Genomic DNA, 15376 nt, shown 5'->3' with positions numbered 1-15376 from the left:
TTCATAGTCATTCATAGTCATTCATAGTCATTCATAGTCATTCATAGTCATTCATAGTCATTCATGGTTATTGGTGGTTATTCATGGTTATTTATGGTTATACGAGGTGATTCGCTGAAGTAGTTATTATTCGTAGCAAGTCGTCCATACGCTGATAGAAGATCATTGAAAACGGAACACAAAGAAACCGCTGCAGTTGTTGGCCTCATCACCCAGCGCCAGGATGAGGAACGCGTGAAAGAATACCTGGATGAGCTCTCCTTTCTGATTGACACAGCCGGCGGAACCACCGTAAAACGCTTTATCCAGAAGCTGAATGTCCCCGATGCCCGTACATTTGTGGGGCAGGGTAAACTCATCGAGGTAGCTAACTATGTGAAAGAGCATTCGATTGACATAGTCGCATTTGATGACGAACTGACGGCATCCCAGATCCGTAATCTTCAGAAAATCCTGGGATGCAAGATCCTTGACCGCAGCAACCTCATCCTCGACATTTTTGCCAGCCGTGCCCGCACGGCCCATGCCAAAACGCAGGTGGAACTGGCTCAGTATGAATACTTGCTACCAAGGCTGACGGGGATGTGGACCCATCTGGAACGTCAAAGAGGTGGCATCGGCCTGAGGGGACCCGGTGAACGGGAAATCGAGACCGACCGCCGGATCATCCGCGACCGGATCGCCCTGCTGAAAGAAAAATTGGCACGCATCGACAGGCAAAAAATCACCCAGCGGAAAAGCCGCGCAAGCCTGGTCAGGGTGGCATTGGTCGGTTACACCAATGTGGGGAAATCCACCCTGATGAACCTGATCAGCAAATCAAAAATCTTTGCAGAAAATAAACTGTTTGCCACCCTCGACACCACCGTCAGGAAAGTGGTCATTCATAACCTTCCTTTTCTGATCAGTGATACGGTGGGATTTATCCGTAAACTGCCCCACGACCTGATCGAGTCGTTCAAAAGCACACTCGATGAGGTCAGGGAGGCGGACTTGCTGCTTCATATCGTTGACATTTCCCATCCTGATTTTGAAGAACAAATGAATATCGTCAAACAGACCCTCATCGAGATCCAGGCATCCGACAGGCCAACCATCATTGTGTTCAACAAAACCGATATCTACACCTTCCTGGAAAAAGATCCGGATGACCTGTCACCCGCCACACCCAAAAACTATACACTCGAAGAAATGAAGCATACCTGGATGGCAAAAAACAACCTGCCCTGCGTTTTCATTTCTGCCAGGACCAGGGAGAATACCGACGAATTAAAAAACCTGCTGTACGAGGAGGTCAGAAAAATACACATCCGGCGTTACCCCTACAACCATTTTCTTTTTTAACTTCGTTGGGCTTTCGATCGAATGGAATGAAAAAGTATCAGCTTGCCCTGCTTTCAGTCTTTTCCGGAGTGCTGCTCAGTCTTGCCTGGCCGGCAAGGGGATTCCCCCTGCTGCTGATGATCGCGTGGATACCGCTCCTGTGGGTGGAGGACCATATCCTTGAACGGCAGCGGAGAGGGGTCTACCATAACGGCACAGTGTTCATCACAACCTACCCCTGCTTTGTTACGTGGAATCTTCTCACGACCTGGTGGATCTACAATTCAACTGGGATCGGAGCGGCGCTGGCCATCCTGCTGAACGCCTTCTTCATGACCCTGGTGTTCCTTTTGTTTCACATTACAAGAAAAACTTTTACAACTGCACTGCCCGGATACCTGAGCCTCATTGTTTACTGGATCTCTTTTGAACATTTACACAACCACTGGGAGATCTCCTGGCCATGGCTGCACCTGGGCAATGGTTTTGCAGCTTACCCGAAATGGGTCCAATGGTATGAATACACCGGAATTTTTGGAGGCACATTATGGATCATTGTCGCCAATATCCTTGTTTTCCTGATCCTGAAAGAATCTTATGCTGCACGGAAATTTCTTGTTCCCATTCGGATCAAAACATTCAGTGCTCTTAGCTGGATAGTTGTTCCCATCATGATATCGGTTGTGAGCTACAACCGTTACCAGGAGAAACCTGACCCGGTGGATGTGGTGATCGTCCAGCCAAATCTGGATCCATACACCGAACAGTACGGGCTTGAGGTTGACTCCGTACTGAAACGCACCCTGGCGCTTTCGGATGTCCTTGCCGACAGTGCCACCGACTTTGTCGTTTGCCCCGAATCAGCGCTTCAGGAACATCCCCTTTTTGAAAGCGAATTTACAACCTCAAAAAGTTACCGCTACCTGAGCGGATATCTCCGTGAACATCCTGATCGCTATGTGATGATCGGCGCTTCCACCTATCAAATGTTTGAACCGGGTGAAGCCCTGACCCATACGGCCCGGCAGTTCGGTGATTCGGACCGGTATTATGATGCTTTCAATACAGCGATCCTGATGGAGCCCGATATGACTTATCAACTTTACCACAAATCCAGACTGACCCCGGGGGTTGAGATCATGCCCTACGCCAGGTATCTTCGGTTCCTGGAAGGTCTCGCCATTGACCTGGGGGGTACCGTAGGCAGCCTGGGGACTGACAAAGAAAGAAGGCCCTACGACATCCCCCTGAAACGGCTCAAGGTTGCTCCTGTGATCTGTTATGAATCGGCTTATGGTGCGTTCTGTGCCAAATATGTAAGCAATGGTGCCAACCTGATCTTTGTGATCACCAACGACGGCTGGTGGGGAAACACGCCCGGGCACAGGCAGCATCTTACCTTTTCATCGCTCCGGGCCATCGAGACCCGGCGCTGCATTGCCCGTTCAGCCAACACCGGGATATCGGCATTCATCAGCCAGCGTGGTGACGTGCAGCAGGCAACGCCCTACTGGGTAGAAACAACCATCCGGCAGGAGATCAACGCGAACGACGAAATCACGCTTTATGTACGTTATGGTGACTATCTTGCAAGAATAGCGGCCTATACAAGCGTCCTGCTTCTGCTGATCACCTTGTCCCTGAAGCTTATGAAAAGCACTGGTAAAATCAAACATCCACCTGCATGAAAAAGATCCTTTTGCTTTTCGTTGTTTCGCTGATGATGTGGCAGAGGGTTTCAAGATAGGGCGTCTGCTTCGGCAACCTGCTATATGGGTCCTCAGGAATCCACCGTCCTGTCGGAAGCCATGGCTTCCATCATTTGAGCACTTCCAGCGCAAACGCATACTGCAGGGCAATCTCCTCATACCGCCTGAACCGGCCCGAGGCCCCGCCATGGCCATAATCCATGTTGATCTTGAAGATCAGAAGGTGATCATCAGTCTTTTGATCCCGCAACCTGGCCACCCATTTGGCCGGTTCCCAGTACTGAACCTGTGAATCGTGGTAACCGGTGGTCACCAGCATGGCGGGATAGTCTTTTGCTTCCACATTGTCGTAAGGGGAATAGGACAACAGGTAGTCGTAATATTCCTCCTCATTGGGATTACCCCATTCATCGTATTCTCCCGTTGTCAGGGGAATGCTTTCATCCAGCATGGTTGTCACCACGTCAACGAACGGCACTTCCGCGATGACGCCTCTGAAAAGGTCAGGGCGCATGTTTACGACGGCACCCATCAGCAGGCCTCCGGCGCTGCCTCCGTTGATGATGATATGCCCGGGATCCGTATAGTTCATCGCGATCAGGTGCTCAACGCAGGCAATGAAGTCAGTGAACGTGTTCTTTTTGTTCAGCATCTTACCCTGCTCATACCATTCATAACCCATCTCTTCACCACCCCTGACATGGGCAATCGCATAGATGAATCCTCTGTCGAGCAGACTCAGTCGAACGGAGCTGAAATTGGGATCATAGCTGCTGCCATACGACCCGTAGCCGGTGATCCAGGCGGGGTTTTTTCCGTTCAGCTGAAGCCCCTTTCGGTAAACCAGGGATATGGGAACTGAAGTCCCGTCAGCTGCTGTTGCGAAAAGACGTTTCGCTTCATAGTTGACCGGGTCAAAATCACCAAGCACCGGATCCCGTTTGAGCAGCGTTTTCTCCCTGATGGCCAGGTTGTAATCGTACGTGGAGACCGGCGTTGTCAGAGAGGTATATCCAAACCGCAGCACATCGCTGTCAAACTCAGGATTGACTGATATCCAGGCACTGTAGGTCTCTTCTTCAAACGGCAGGTAATGGTCGTCGTGATTTTCCCAGGAAATGACCCGCAGCCGGCTCAATCCATTGCTTTTCTCAGCAACGACCAGGTAATGGGTGAAGATCTCCAGCTCTTCCAGAAGCACCTCCTTCCGGTGAGGGATGACCTCCTCCCAGTTCTCCTTCCCTGGCCGGTTGATGGGTGCTTTCATCAGCCTGAAATTTTTGGCATCGAGGTTTGTACGGATATAAAAATGGTCTGCATAATGATCAGCATAATATTCCATTCCCCGTTCGCGAGGCGAGAGGATGGCAATCTCACCGCAAGGTTCATTGGCATCGAGAAACCTGTACTCCGTCGTGATGCTGCTGAATAACCCGATCATGATGAACTGCCTGGATTTGGTCTTGTAGCAGGAGGTGCTGAAGGTACTATCCTTTTCTTCATAGACCAGAACATCTTCCAAGGGGTCTGTTCCAAGCACGTGCCGGAAAACCCGGTAGGGCAGAAGGGTTTCTTCATCCTTCACCACGTAAAACAAGGTTTTGTTGTCATTTGCCCAGGTTACGGAACCGGATGTGCCGGGAATGATCTCCGGATAGACCCGGCCGTTGGAAAGGTCTTTGACATAAATGGAATACAGGCGGCGGCTGACCGTATCGACCGAATAGGCAAGGAGCTGATTGTTCGTGCTGATGCCGAACGATCCCAGGCTATAAAATTCATATCCTTCAGCCATTTCATTGACATTCAGAAGGATCTCTTCCGGATGGTTGAGGCTGTCCTTTTTGCGGCAATAGATGGGGTATTCCTTTTCCTGCTCAAAACGCGTATAGTAATAGTAGCCGTCTTTTTTATAGGGTACGGATTGATCATCCTGTTTGATGCGGGATAGGATCTCATCGTAGAGCTCTTTCTGCAACTCCTTCGTATGAGCCATCATTGCATCCGTGTAAGCATTTTCTGCGTTGAGGTAATCCAGGACTTTCGGGTCATCGCGCTGATTCATCCAGTAATACGGATCACTCCGTTCGTGACCGTGGGTGACAAGCTTCCTGTCCATTTTTTGTGCGATGGGGGCTTTTGACATAACTTCCTGATTTTGAATGCATCCTGACAAAAGGATTCCTGGTACTACCAATACTGCAGGCATAAATAAAACAGCAGCGAATTTTCCTGACATCGGTTTCTTTTTAATGCTGGGCAAAGATATTCAAATGTCCCTTCACTGAGAAAAGGAATTTAGTGAGCGATAGCTGTCAATCTGTCATAATATCCTGACGATTAATGCCATTATGGCGTACAAAATGTATAAATTGCAGCATCAGGCTGGTAATTTAATGCTGGTATAAAACTTGACTGGGGAAAGCATCACATACATTAATTAAAATCATTAAGGAGGGTTTCAATATGACTATCATTCGTTATTCGCCCGTACCAAGGTTTACCGATATGTTCGATAACCTGTTTACCAGAGAAGCTGACCGGATGCATCAAGGTAACTGTGGGTGCCTTCCACGCACCAATATTCTTGAAAAAGAAGACAGGTTCCAGCTGGAGCTTGCCGTTCCGGGGATGACCAAAAAAGATTTCCACATTAACCTGGAGAAAGATCTGCTGACCATTTCAGCCGATGGAGAAGCCCCTGAACGAAAAGAAAGCAACGACCAGTACACCCTGATGGAGTTTGAAAAGGGATCGTTCAGCCGCAGCTTTATCGTGCCCAAGGAAGTGGATACGGAGAAGATCAAGGCTGATTATGAACACGGCATTCTGACCGTCACTTTACCGAAGAGGAAAGAGGAGATGAAGGTGTCGAAGGAGATACAGATTGGCTAAGTGTCAGAAGGCACAAAGGCACAGAGGCACAGAGACAAATCAATAATACTTTGTGCCTCTGTGCCTTTGCCCCTTTGTGCCTTATTCATCAGAACCAGTGCCGGAACGGTATCAGCAGCCGCTCAAAGAATTTATCCACAAAAGGTCGGTTCAGCCAGTGCTCATAATTGAAGGGTTCACAATCCTTCATTGTTTCAAGAACATGTGCAACGATCAGGTCGGTGACCTCGGGATCACTCCCTGACAGTGCAATTTCGTGCTGATATCTGAAACTTCTGAAATCAAAATTTGGGGATCCAAGGATAAATGTCCGCCGATCGGCCAGTAACAGCTTGGCGTGAAGGTTATCCGGTAAATAAAACAGGAATTGCACCTTATGCTTGCATAACATTCCCAGGTACCGGTTACGGAGGATATCGATGATCCTCAGGTCAGAATGCCTGGGTAAAAGCACGTTCACCGCCACTTCTCTCCTGGCTGCCTCGATCAGTGCCTTCCTCAACTGAGTGCCCGGAAGGAAATAGGGGGTTTCAATAAAGATCTCCTCTTCGGCGTTTTTGATCAGATCCAGGTATTTTTTTCGGATCCGCTGCATGGCAATGGAAGGCACATCCCTTAGAATTTCAAAGGATCCGTGTTTGATCGTCCGGGCATAGGAAGGCTTCTCAAACACATATTTATTGTAAATTTCAAAATCACTCAGAAATATCTTCTTAAAAGGGATGGCAATGTCGCCGTGGATGCGGAACATGGCTTCCCGCCATTTGGAGGTATATTCCACGATGTTGGCTGATCCCAGGTGAATGATCTGATCATCGATCACCAGAATTTTGCGATGGTTCCGTCGATGGTTCTTGGTGAAAAAATCAATGAAAAATTTGATCTTTTTGAAATACCGTACCTCTCCGCCGGCCTGGATCAGGTCTGAAAAAAATATGTCATTCACATAAGCTCCCCAGGAATCGATCAGCACCTTAACCTCCACTCCCTCCCTGCACTTCTTCAGCAGCTCATCCCTGAAGTTCTTACCATTCTCACCGTTTCCGTATTTATACATCTGCAGATAGATGTATTTCCTTGCCTGGCGGATGTCATCCAGCATCGAACGAAAGTAATCCTCCGCATATTCAAAAAGCTGATATTTAGGCTGCAATGACATATGAACCGTGAATCCGGCGCTCCATTACAAACTTAGGCAAATTTTTGGCCTATGGCTGCATCCTGTTAATTTTTTATCTTTGCCCAGAGGCATCAATCACACCTTCGATGATCAAATCAATGACCGGTTACGGTAAGGTAGATGTGGAAATTAACGGCACCACTCTCCATGTTGAGGTACGTACCCTGAACAGCAAGCAGACCGACATCAGCCTGAAAACCCCTGGCCGGTTCAGGGAAAAAGACCTTGAGATCAGGGGAATCCTTGCTGAAAGACTGGTAAGAGGCAAGATCGACCTGAACCTGTACATAGAGAACAGCGGGGATGAGAACCATTTCTCCCTGAACAGGGTGGCTGCCCTGAAATACTGGAATGAGCTGCGGGAACTGGCCTCGGAGATCCGGGAAGAGGATTTCAATTCCTATCTTCCACTTCTGATACGCTTTCCCGAGGTGTTCAGTCCAAAAAAAGAGGAAATCGATCCTGAGGAATGGGAAAAAGTTCGCCAGGCGATCGGGATAGCCAACGACCAGGTGGAACAGTTCAGGATCCAGGAGGGCCATGTTCTTCAACTGGATATGGAGAAACGCATCCGGCTTATTCTTGATTACCTTGACCAGGCTGGTTCTTTTGAATCCGGGCGGATCACGGCAATCAAGGACCGGTTGCAAAAGAATCTGACCGGCATCAAGGACGAAACCAGGATCGACATGAACCGGTTTGAACAGGAGGTGCTGTACTACCTCGACAGGGTCGACATCAGCGAGGAGAAAGTCCGGCTCAGGAAACATTGCGACTATTTTCTTGAAACCATGGCAGAGGAAAACAGCAATGGCAAGAAGCTTACGTTCATTTCCCAGGAAATCGGAAGGGAGATCAATACGCTGGGGGCAAAGGCCAATGAGGTAAACATCCAGAAACTGGTCGTGCAGATGAAGGATGAACTGGAAAAGATCAAAGAACAGCTGTCGAATGTACTCTGAAGGAAAAGGAAAGGTCATCATTGTTTCCGCTCCGTCAGGTGCCGGTAAAACAACCATTGTCAGGCATCTGCTTGCCGGCGGCCTGAACCTGGTCTTTTCCGTATCGGCCTGCAGCCGGCCCCCGCGCAACCACGAAATCAACGGAAAGGATTACTATTTTCTAAGTACAGCGGAGTTTCAGCAAAAGATTCAGGAAGGTGATTTCGTTGAATGGGAGGAGGTTTATCCCGGGAAATATTATGGGACCTTAAAGCGGGAAGTCCGGCGCATCTGGGACGAAGATCATCATATCCTGTTCGATGTGGATGTACAAGGGGGGATTAACCTTAAAAAAGCATTTGGTGCAAGAGCCCTTGCCTTATTCATCATGCCTCCTTCCCTTGCGGAGCTGGAAAACCGGTTGCGTTTGCGTGCAACCGATACGGGAAAAAGCATTCGTGAACGTGTGAAGAAAGCATCCCTTGAGCTGACATTTGCACCAAAATTTGATTACACCCTGATCAATGATGATCTGGAAGTGGCAAAGAAAGAAGCCGTGAAGGTGGTCAGATGCTTTCTGGATGAAGGATCACGGGTCATTACAACCATACGCCAGCAAGAATGAACACAACAATTGGTCTCTTCTTCGGATCGTTTAATCCCATCCACCTGGGTCATCTGATCATAGCCCGCTATGCTCTTGAATTTACCGATCTCAGCGAGGTTTGGTTCATTATTTCACCGCATAATCCATTTAAGGAAAAGAAAACCCTGTTAGCCGATCATCACCGTTATTACATGGTGAATCTGGCCGTGGAAGATTTCCCCCGGCTTAAGGCTTCCAACATTGAATTCAATATGCCGCAGCCGTCCTATACCATCAACACGCTGACCTATCTGCACGAGAAATATCCGGACAAACGCCTTGTCCTGCTCACAGGATCCGACGTTTTGCCCACTTTTCACAAGTGGAAGAATTACGAACAGATCCTGACCTATTACGAACTTTACGTATATCCACGACCCTACACGGAACCTCACCCCTACGTTGATCACCCGAAGGTCAGGTTCATAGATGCACCGATGATGGAGATCTCATCCAGCTTCATCCGTGAGTCGATCGCAAAGGGCAAAAATGTTTCCTTTCTGTTACCCGATAAGGTTTACAGGCATCTTACGGAAATGCATTTCTACGAAAAGAAACCTGACAGCTGACCATCAGCCAGACAAAAGCGAAATAGCACTTTTACTTTTTGCCCTGGTTGGCCACCATCTCCATTTTTTTTCTGATCTCCTCCTGGTCGCCGATGAAATAATCCCTGATGAGATGAAGATCATCGTCGAATTCAAACACATACGGGATGCCGGTGGGTATGTTGAACTCAACGATTTCCTGCTCGCTGATATCTTTCAGGATCTTGACTGCCGCTCTCAGGCTGTTGCCGTGGGCAGAAACCAGCACCTCACCGTACTGAAGCAACGCGGGTAGGATGTCCTGTTCCCAGTAAGGCTTCAGCCGGATCACGGTTTCCTTGAGCGATTCGGTGGACGGAATGTCGTTGGGATCCAGGCCGGCGTATTTTGCTTCAAACCGGGCATGCCGCGGATCGTCCAGTGCCATGGGTGCGGGTGGAACATCATAGCTGCGCCGCCAGATCTTCACCTGCGCCTCGCCGTATTGAGCGGCCATCTCCTTCTTATTCATCCCCTGCAGCGCACCATAGTGTTTTTCGTTCAACCGCCAGGTGTTGCGCACCGGAAGCCACATCATGTCCATCTCGTCAAGCGCAAGCCAGAGTGTACGGATAGCCCTCTTCAGATAAGATGTGTAGGCCAGCTTGAACTCATAGCCTTCCTGCTTTAACATCCTTCCTGCTTCCCGTGCTTCTTCGATCCCCTTTTCCGAAAGATCCACATCGGTCCAGCCTGTAAAACGGTTATCCCTGTTCCATACACTTTCTCCATGGCGGAGTAATACCAATCGTTTCATATATATTATTTTATAAGATTCTGCGCAAAAGTAAGAAAAATCCCTTTATCTCTTCCGTTCAGGGCTGTCACCGGGCAGGATCCCCTATGGTTCAGTCAACCTTGATGATTTTCCGGGAATAGGTTCCGGAGGATGCCGTCACTTTTAAAATGTACGTACCCGAAGGGCAGGATGAAAGATCAAGCTCAAAGGAGCGCTGCGGAAGGACTGTTGTGACAGGTATGCGAAAATGTCTCCCTGAAAGGTCAAACAATTCGATTTGCTCCACTTCGAGGATCAGGGTGAATAGCTGCACTCCCTGGCGGGTTGGATTGGGAACCGTAAGCAAAGTACTCTGTGGATCTTCAGGCGGATTCCAAATCACTGAATTTCCTTTGGAAACGATCCACTGATCAGGGTCAAAAATGACAGAATCCACTTCAAACCCCGGATCAGCAATGAACACCTCTCCGGAGTAGCTGTGTTCGAGCACCATCAGCGTGTCACGGATAGCATTTTTGAAAAGCAGCGGTAGTGGCATTTCAAAAAATCCGACGGAAGGATGGGATTGCTTCTGGTGTATGATCAGTTGTATCGGTGTGCCTGTCATCGGGTAACACAGGATGGTGTAGGACGGATATCCTTGTCCTGTGTACCAGTCGTCGAAAAATCCGCTCAGGTCCAGCTGGCTGGTCTCTTCCAGGTGACGTATCAGGTGGGCGGTCGTGGCAAAACCATAGGCAAGTAAAGGGTCATTCAGGTAATTGTTCAAGGCACTGAAGAACAAATCATCGCCCATCATCCATCGGAGCATGTGTAAAAGAAAGGCAGCCTTGCTGTAGGAAAGCCGTGCGTTAAAGATACGTTGGACAGAGGTGGTATCGGCAACGTAAACAGTGCCATCGGGAGCCTGGGTGATGAAAGATATGTTATTGTTTTTCCAGACGGGCCAGTAGAGATCCGGCGAAAAACGTTCATAGGCCAGCCCGGCGCAATAGGTGGCAAAGCCTTCGTTCAGCCAGACCTCGCTCCAGGAGCCGCAGGTGACCTTATTGCCAAACCAGGAATGGGCCAGCTCGTGTGAGCAGACCTCAAATCCGAAGCCGCCCATGAACGACATGGTCTGGTGTTCCATTCCGCCCCCCATGTTGAACTGTGCGTGGCCGTATTTTTCCTGACGGAACGGATAAGGCCCGAACTGTTCGCAATAGTACTGCATCACCTTGATCATATCGGCGGTGCCCTTCCTGGCGTTTTCAATGTTTTCAGGATAAACGTAATTCAGCACCTCAACGGAGTCGGTGGCGGTGACGCACCAGTCAGAATAGGATTCATAATTCGTGACAGCGAAAGCGATCAGGTAGGGTGCAATGGGATAACGGTGCTTCCAGTGATAGATCTTATCGGCGCCCGCAGCAGATTCTTCCACCAGCACTCCATTTCCGGCGACGCGGTACCTGGCGGGTGTGGTGATGATCAGGTCGATCGAGTCAATTTTGTCATCCAGGCTGTTCTTGCAGGGCCACCAATCACTGGAGCCATAGGGCTCCGAAAGGGTCCAGATAATGGGTTCCCCGGAATGCCAGCTTTGCATGAATGACCCGAAACCATCTCCCGGGTACGGAACGCCATGATAATAGACCCTGACGGAATCAAGGTGACCAGGGTGCAGTACCCCTTCCAGGGGTATGGATAACTGTTTGTCGGAAGTATGCTGAAAAGCCACACTTTGTTCACGAAAAATGACAGAATCAACAGATAAGGAATTATTCAGCTCAAAGGATATCCGCTGAAAACCATCGGTGAGGACCTTGAAATAGGTGGTGACAGAACCGCGCAGGAACAGTACCGAAGGATCTATGGAATAGTTGAAGCGGTGATAGGTTATGTCATAACCGTGGAAGGAATGATTCTGTGAGGGGTAAGGTGTGAAGCTGAATGCTTTTTGATCTGTTTGGGCTATTTGTTCCAGAATAATGCAATCAGGCTTTTCCTGGGAGAAAACAAAAGATGAAGAAGAAGTAAAAAAACAGAAGATTCCTATGACACAGATCCTTTTCATCCATGCAAAATTAGACATAAACATGGGTCAGTTGATGTCATTACACTGACCCACGGAATGATCAATTTACAAAGGTGAACGCCTTCCCTTCCTTGCCGGCCCGGCCTGTCCTTCCAATACGGTGCACATAACTTTCATAATCCCTGGGAAGCTGATAGTTGATCACATGGGTCACATCCGAAATATCCAGGCCCCGTGCGGCCACATCCGTGGCAACCAGCACCTGGACCTGTCCTTTTTTAAAATTGTTCAATGCTTTTTCCCTCATGAATTGGGATTTGTCACCGTGAATCACCTCTGTGCGGATACCTGACCGTTGAAGCTGTTTGCCCATTCTTTCAACCATCCGTTTGGTATCGGCAAACAAAAGCACCCTGGTGAATCCTTCCTGCTGGAGCAACTGGAGCAGTACGGCGAACTTATCCTCCGTGGATCCAACGCGGATAATATCCTGATCGATATGGTCGCCCGAAATATCATCGCAGTTGATATTTACCTCCACCGGATTGGTCAGAAGCTCATCGATCATTTTCCGTTGTGTTTTGTCGAGGGTGGCGGAAAAGAGCAAGGTTTGTTTCCTGTCCTGCACGGCTGCAACGATTCTGTTCACATCCTGGATGAATCCCATATCAAGCATCCGGTCGAATTCGTCGATGACCAGCAGTGTAAATGAGTTTAACCGCAATGCACCCCTGTTCATCAGGTCGATCAGACGACCGGGTGTGCCCACGACGAGATGATTCATCATCCTTAATTTCCTGAAGTCGTTGGAAATGCTCTTACCACCTACAAAGCAGGCAGCAGCGAATCCCATTCCTTTCGTCAGGCTGTTGAATTCTCCCTCCACCTGAAGCGCCAGTTCACGCGTGGGAACAAGGATCAATGACTGAAAAGGCCTGTCCTCTGAAAGCAGCCTGTGGATGACAGGGATCAGGTATGCAGCGGTTTTACCCGTACCGGTCTTGGCAACTCCAAGAAGATCACGACCCTGGATCAGGGTGCCGATGGTTTTCTCCTGGATCTCAGTGGGACTTGTATACCCTTTTTGATGAAGCGCTTTTTTTAAACGGGCATGCAGCGAAGTCTGATCAAATGACCAGCCGGGCACAAATTCAACCTCATCTCGCTGGATGGCTCTTTTGATCAATTGATTAGGATTGATCGATGAAACCTTACCCCTGCCCTGACTCCCTGCCGTTCGGCCGGGAGTTACGATTGGCTGTCCGTTAAAGGGATTTCGTGGCCTGGAATAGTTTCTGATTTTTGAAGCAAATCTTGAATTGCTCATGTTCATAAAAAAATAATTTAATTGTTAATGAAAAGCCGTCATATTTACCCGTCACCACATTTACCTTCATTAACAGTGAAAATTGACTTTCCGAAAATGAACCGAAATGATCAACCAAAGCAATAGAAATCGACTTTAATTCTTAGTCGAATCGCAGTGTTGAGTAATAAATCGTGGACTTATTGCAGACTTAACGGAGGGACTCTCACTAAGAAGATTTGCAAAGATCAGTATAAATAAGACAGGTTCGACCACACTTAATCAATTTTTCACCATTTTTGTGAATCAAACCATCTGGATGTGCTTCAAACTAACCATTTCCGGCTGATCTTCAATCAGGCAAGCCTGCTGATCGTCATCCTGCTCTGGTCGTGTGCCAATCCTGTGGCGCCCACCGGAGGCCCGAAGGATGTAACTCCTCCTGAAGTGGTGATCCATGAACCGGAGAACCGGTCGCTGAACTTCAATAAGGACCAGATCCAGCTTACCTTCAATGAGTATGTCCAGTTAAAAAACACCAAGGACCAGGTCATCATTTCACCGCCGTTCCAGGAAGATCCCGAGTTTAAAATAAAGGGGAAATCAGTGACCATACACTTCAAGGATACGCTCAGGGAGAATACTACCTATACGATCTTTCTGGGTAAGGCTATTTCGGATATCACAGAGAATAATCCACTTTTAGATTACCGGTATGTTTTTTCGACGGGCACTTATCTCGATTCTTCATCTCTGGTCGGCCGGGTGGTCAATGCGTTCACCCTGCGGCCCGAAGTAAATGTACACGTTATGCTCTACGACACTCCCGGCGACTCGGTTCCATACCTGGAACGACCATATTATGTTTCCCGCACTGATTCATCAGGCGTGTTTCATTTTTATCATCTCCGGGACCTGCAGTACCTTCTTTTTGCACTAAAAGAGACGAACGGTAATTACCTCTACGATGATCCCAACGAACTGATCGCATTCGTTGATACTCTTGTAAAGCCTTATTACATCCCGGAAGCAGCGACCGTTGATCTGACGGACAGTGTTGCGGTGCCCCAAGTGGCTCCACCGGATCTGATCCTGGATCTTTTCCAGGAGACTGATTCATCCCAGCGGCTTCTGGAGAACAAGGTATTGCCTGAAGGGATTGTGCGACTGGCCTTCAGAATGCCGCTCAGAGCTCCTTCCCTACGGGTGCTGGATACTCTGCTCACCCAGCCCTGGTATATGCCTGAATGGAATGAGAAAGGTGACACACTGCTGATGTGGCTTTACAGGGAACCGCCCGATACAATCTATGTGGAGTTAGCTGACGAAACACGTATCATTGATACCTTACGAATCCTTACTCACACACTGATGCAAGAGCTTAACTTAAAGAAATTTTCTGCCGGGGAGAAACTGACACTTTCAAGCAACCTCCGGGCGGGAAAGCTCGATCCGTTTAGCCCCCTGACCCTTCTCTTCAGCCATCCGGTCCTCCATGGTGATCTGTCCGCATTACGGCTCATTGCCGGACGGGATACCCTGATCCCTGAATCTTCCTTCAGCGACAGCCTGCACCGGCGATTGACCATTCATAACCCAAGAGAAGCTGACAGCAGTTATCAGTTGCTCATACCGGATTCAACCTTTTTCTCCATACGGGGAACCAGTCACGACACCATCCGGATGACCTTTATGGACAGGGCATTGGAAGAATACGGCACACTCACGGTCAACCTGATGATGCCCGATACAGCCGGCCAGTACCTTTTACAGGTGATCAAAGGGGAGGAAGAGGTGGTGGAACAGAGAAATGTAAAGGGTAAGGCATCAGAAAGGATTGAATTTCCCTATTTGACTCCAGGCAGATACAGAGTCAAGGTGATTTTCGATAAAAATCATAATGATCAGTGGGATCCAGGGAGGTACATACTGAAACGGGCCCCGGAAAAAGTCCGTTATTATGAAAAGACCCTTGAGATAAGAGCCAATTGGATTTCAGAAGAAACCTGGGAACTTTAGAATGAAAAAAG

12 protein-coding genes are annotated in these 15376 nt (G+C 48.6%); 7 read left to right on the top strand and 5 right to left on the bottom strand.

The genetic code is table 11. The features are described from left to right. Positions 1 to 165 precede the first annotated feature (165 nt). Positions 166 to 1344 (top strand): GTPase HflX, encoded by a 1179-nt coding sequence (gene hflX, locus PKI34_08105; GenBank protein HNS17767.1) that lies wholly within the window; start codon positions 166 to 168, stop codon positions 1342 to 1344. Between the two features lie 26 nt (positions 1345 to 1370). After that, positions 1371 to 3011: an apolipoprotein N-acyltransferase gene (gene lnt, locus PKI34_08100; protein ID HNS17766.1), complete on the top strand. Its 1641-nt coding sequence runs from the start codon at positions 1371 to 1373 to the stop codon at positions 3009 to 3011. A gap of 130 nt (positions 3012 to 3141) precedes the next feature. Here the strand turns inward: lnt and PKI34_08095 are convergent, their stop codons facing one another. After that, entirely contained in the window at positions 3142 to 5178 is a 2037-nt protein-coding gene (locus tag PKI34_08095; GenBank protein ID HNS17765.1) for a S9 family peptidase, read from the bottom strand. A 320-nt stretch (positions 5179 to 5498) separates the two neighbouring features. Here PKI34_08095 and PKI34_08090 point away from each other — a divergent pair, with 320 nt between their 5' ends. After that, on the top strand, positions 5499 to 5927 hold the full coding sequence (locus PKI34_08090; GenBank protein ID HNS17764.1) for an Hsp20/alpha crystallin family protein: 429 nt from the start codon (positions 5499 to 5501) through the stop codon (positions 5925 to 5927). An 88-nt stretch (positions 5928 to 6015) separates the two neighbouring features. Here the strand turns inward: PKI34_08090 and PKI34_08085 are convergent, their stop codons facing one another. Continuing rightward, positions 6016 to 7086, bottom strand: coding sequence for a phosphatidylserine/phosphatidylglycerophosphate/cardiolipin synthase family protein (locus tag PKI34_08085; GenBank protein HNS17763.1), 1071 nt, complete (start codon positions 7084 to 7086; stop codon positions 6016 to 6018). Positions 7087 to 7193: 107 nt separating this feature from the next. Between PKI34_08085 and PKI34_08080 the strand changes: the two genes are divergently transcribed. The 3 genes from PKI34_08080 to nadD are packed head-to-tail and all read left to right on the top strand — an operon-like array spanning position 7194 to position 9263. Next, the gene (locus PKI34_08080; GenBank protein HNS17762.1) at positions 7194 to 8069 is read left to right on the top strand and encodes a DUF1732 domain-containing protein; all 876 of its coding nucleotides are present in this window, start codon (positions 7194 to 7196) and stop codon (positions 8067 to 8069) included. Beyond that, positions 8059 to 8673, top strand: a complete 615-nt coding sequence (gene gmk, locus PKI34_08075) for a guanylate kinase (protein HNS17761.1) — start codon at positions 8059 to 8061, stop codon at positions 8671 to 8673. Before PKI34_08080 ends, gmk begins: the two co-directional genes overlap by 11 nt. Further along, positions 8670 to 9263: a nicotinate (nicotinamide) nucleotide adenylyltransferase gene (nadD, locus tag PKI34_08070; GenBank protein HNS17760.1), complete on the top strand. Its 594-nt coding sequence runs from the start codon at positions 8670 to 8672 to the stop codon at positions 9261 to 9263. Before gmk ends, nadD begins: the two co-directional genes overlap by 4 nt. A 31-nt stretch (positions 9264 to 9294) precedes the next feature. Here nadD and gpmA read toward each other — a convergent pair whose 3' ends face one another. The 3 genes from gpmA to PKI34_08055 form a co-directional block, all read right to left on the bottom strand. Continuing rightward, positions 9295 to 10038, bottom strand: a complete 744-nt coding sequence (gene gpmA / locus PKI34_08065; protein ID HNS17759.1) for a 2,3-diphosphoglycerate-dependent phosphoglycerate mutase — start codon at positions 10036 to 10038, stop codon at positions 9295 to 9297. Positions 10039 to 10129: 91 nt separating this feature from the next. Beyond that, complete coding sequence (locus PKI34_08060) at positions 10130 to 12079, bottom strand: M1 family aminopeptidase (protein HNS17758.1); 1950 nt, start codon at positions 12077 to 12079, stop codon at positions 10130 to 10132. Positions 12080 to 12140: 61 nt separating this feature from the next. Next, positions 12141 to 13367 (bottom strand): DEAD/DEAH box helicase, encoded by a 1227-nt coding sequence (locus tag PKI34_08055; GenBank protein ID HNS17757.1) that lies wholly within the window; start codon positions 13365 to 13367, stop codon positions 12141 to 12143. Between the two features lie 300 nt (positions 13368 to 13667). Between PKI34_08055 and PKI34_08050 the strand changes: the two genes are divergently transcribed. After that, positions 13668 to 15365, top strand: coding sequence for an Ig-like domain-containing protein (locus PKI34_08050; protein HNS17756.1), 1698 nt, complete (start codon positions 13668 to 13670; stop codon positions 15363 to 15365). Positions 15366 to 15376 lie beyond the last annotated feature (11 nt).

This window comes from Bacteroidales bacterium (genome assembly GCA_035342335.1).
In the GTDB taxonomy this organism is placed as follows: Bacteria; Bacteroidota; Bacteroidia; order Bacteroidales; family JAGONC01; genus JAGONC01.
This window is presented reverse-complemented; position numbering and strand designations above follow the sequence as displayed.

Bases quoted from the DNA above. Each gene is read 5' to 3' on its own strand.
- lnt (HNS17766.1), top strand. From the start codon at position 1,371: ATGAAAAAGTATCAGCTTGCCCTGCTTTCAGTCTTTTCCGGAGTGCTG.
- PKI34_08095 (HNS17765.1), bottom strand. From the start codon at position 5,178: ATGTCAAAAGCCCCCATCGCACAAAAAATGGACAGGAAGCTTGTCACC.
- PKI34_08090 (HNS17764.1), top strand. From the start codon at position 5,499: ATGACTATCATTCGTTATTCGCCCGTACCAAGGTTTACCGATATGTTC.
- PKI34_08085 (HNS17763.1), bottom strand. From the start codon at position 7,086: ATGTCATTGCAGCCTAAATATCAGCTTTTTGAATATGCGGAGGATTAC.
- PKI34_08080 (HNS17762.1), top strand. From the start codon at position 7,194: ATGATCAAATCAATGACCGGTTACGGTAAGGTAGATGTGGAAATTAAC.
- gmk (HNS17761.1), top strand. From the start codon at position 8,059: ATGTACTCTGAAGGAAAAGGAAAGGTCATCATTGTTTCCGCTCCGTCA.
- nadD (HNS17760.1), top strand. From the start codon at position 8,670: ATGAACACAACAATTGGTCTCTTCTTCGGATCGTTTAATCCCATCCAC.
- gpmA (HNS17759.1), bottom strand. From the start codon at position 10,038: ATGAAACGATTGGTATTACTCCGCCATGGAGAAAGTGTATGGAACAGG.
- PKI34_08060 (HNS17758.1), bottom strand. From the start codon at position 12,079: ATGAAAAGGATCTGTGTCATAGGAATCTTCTGTTTTTTTACTTCTTCT.
- PKI34_08055 (HNS17757.1), bottom strand. From the start codon at position 13,367: ATGAGCAATTCAAGATTTGCTTCAAAAATCAGAAACTATTCCAGGCCA.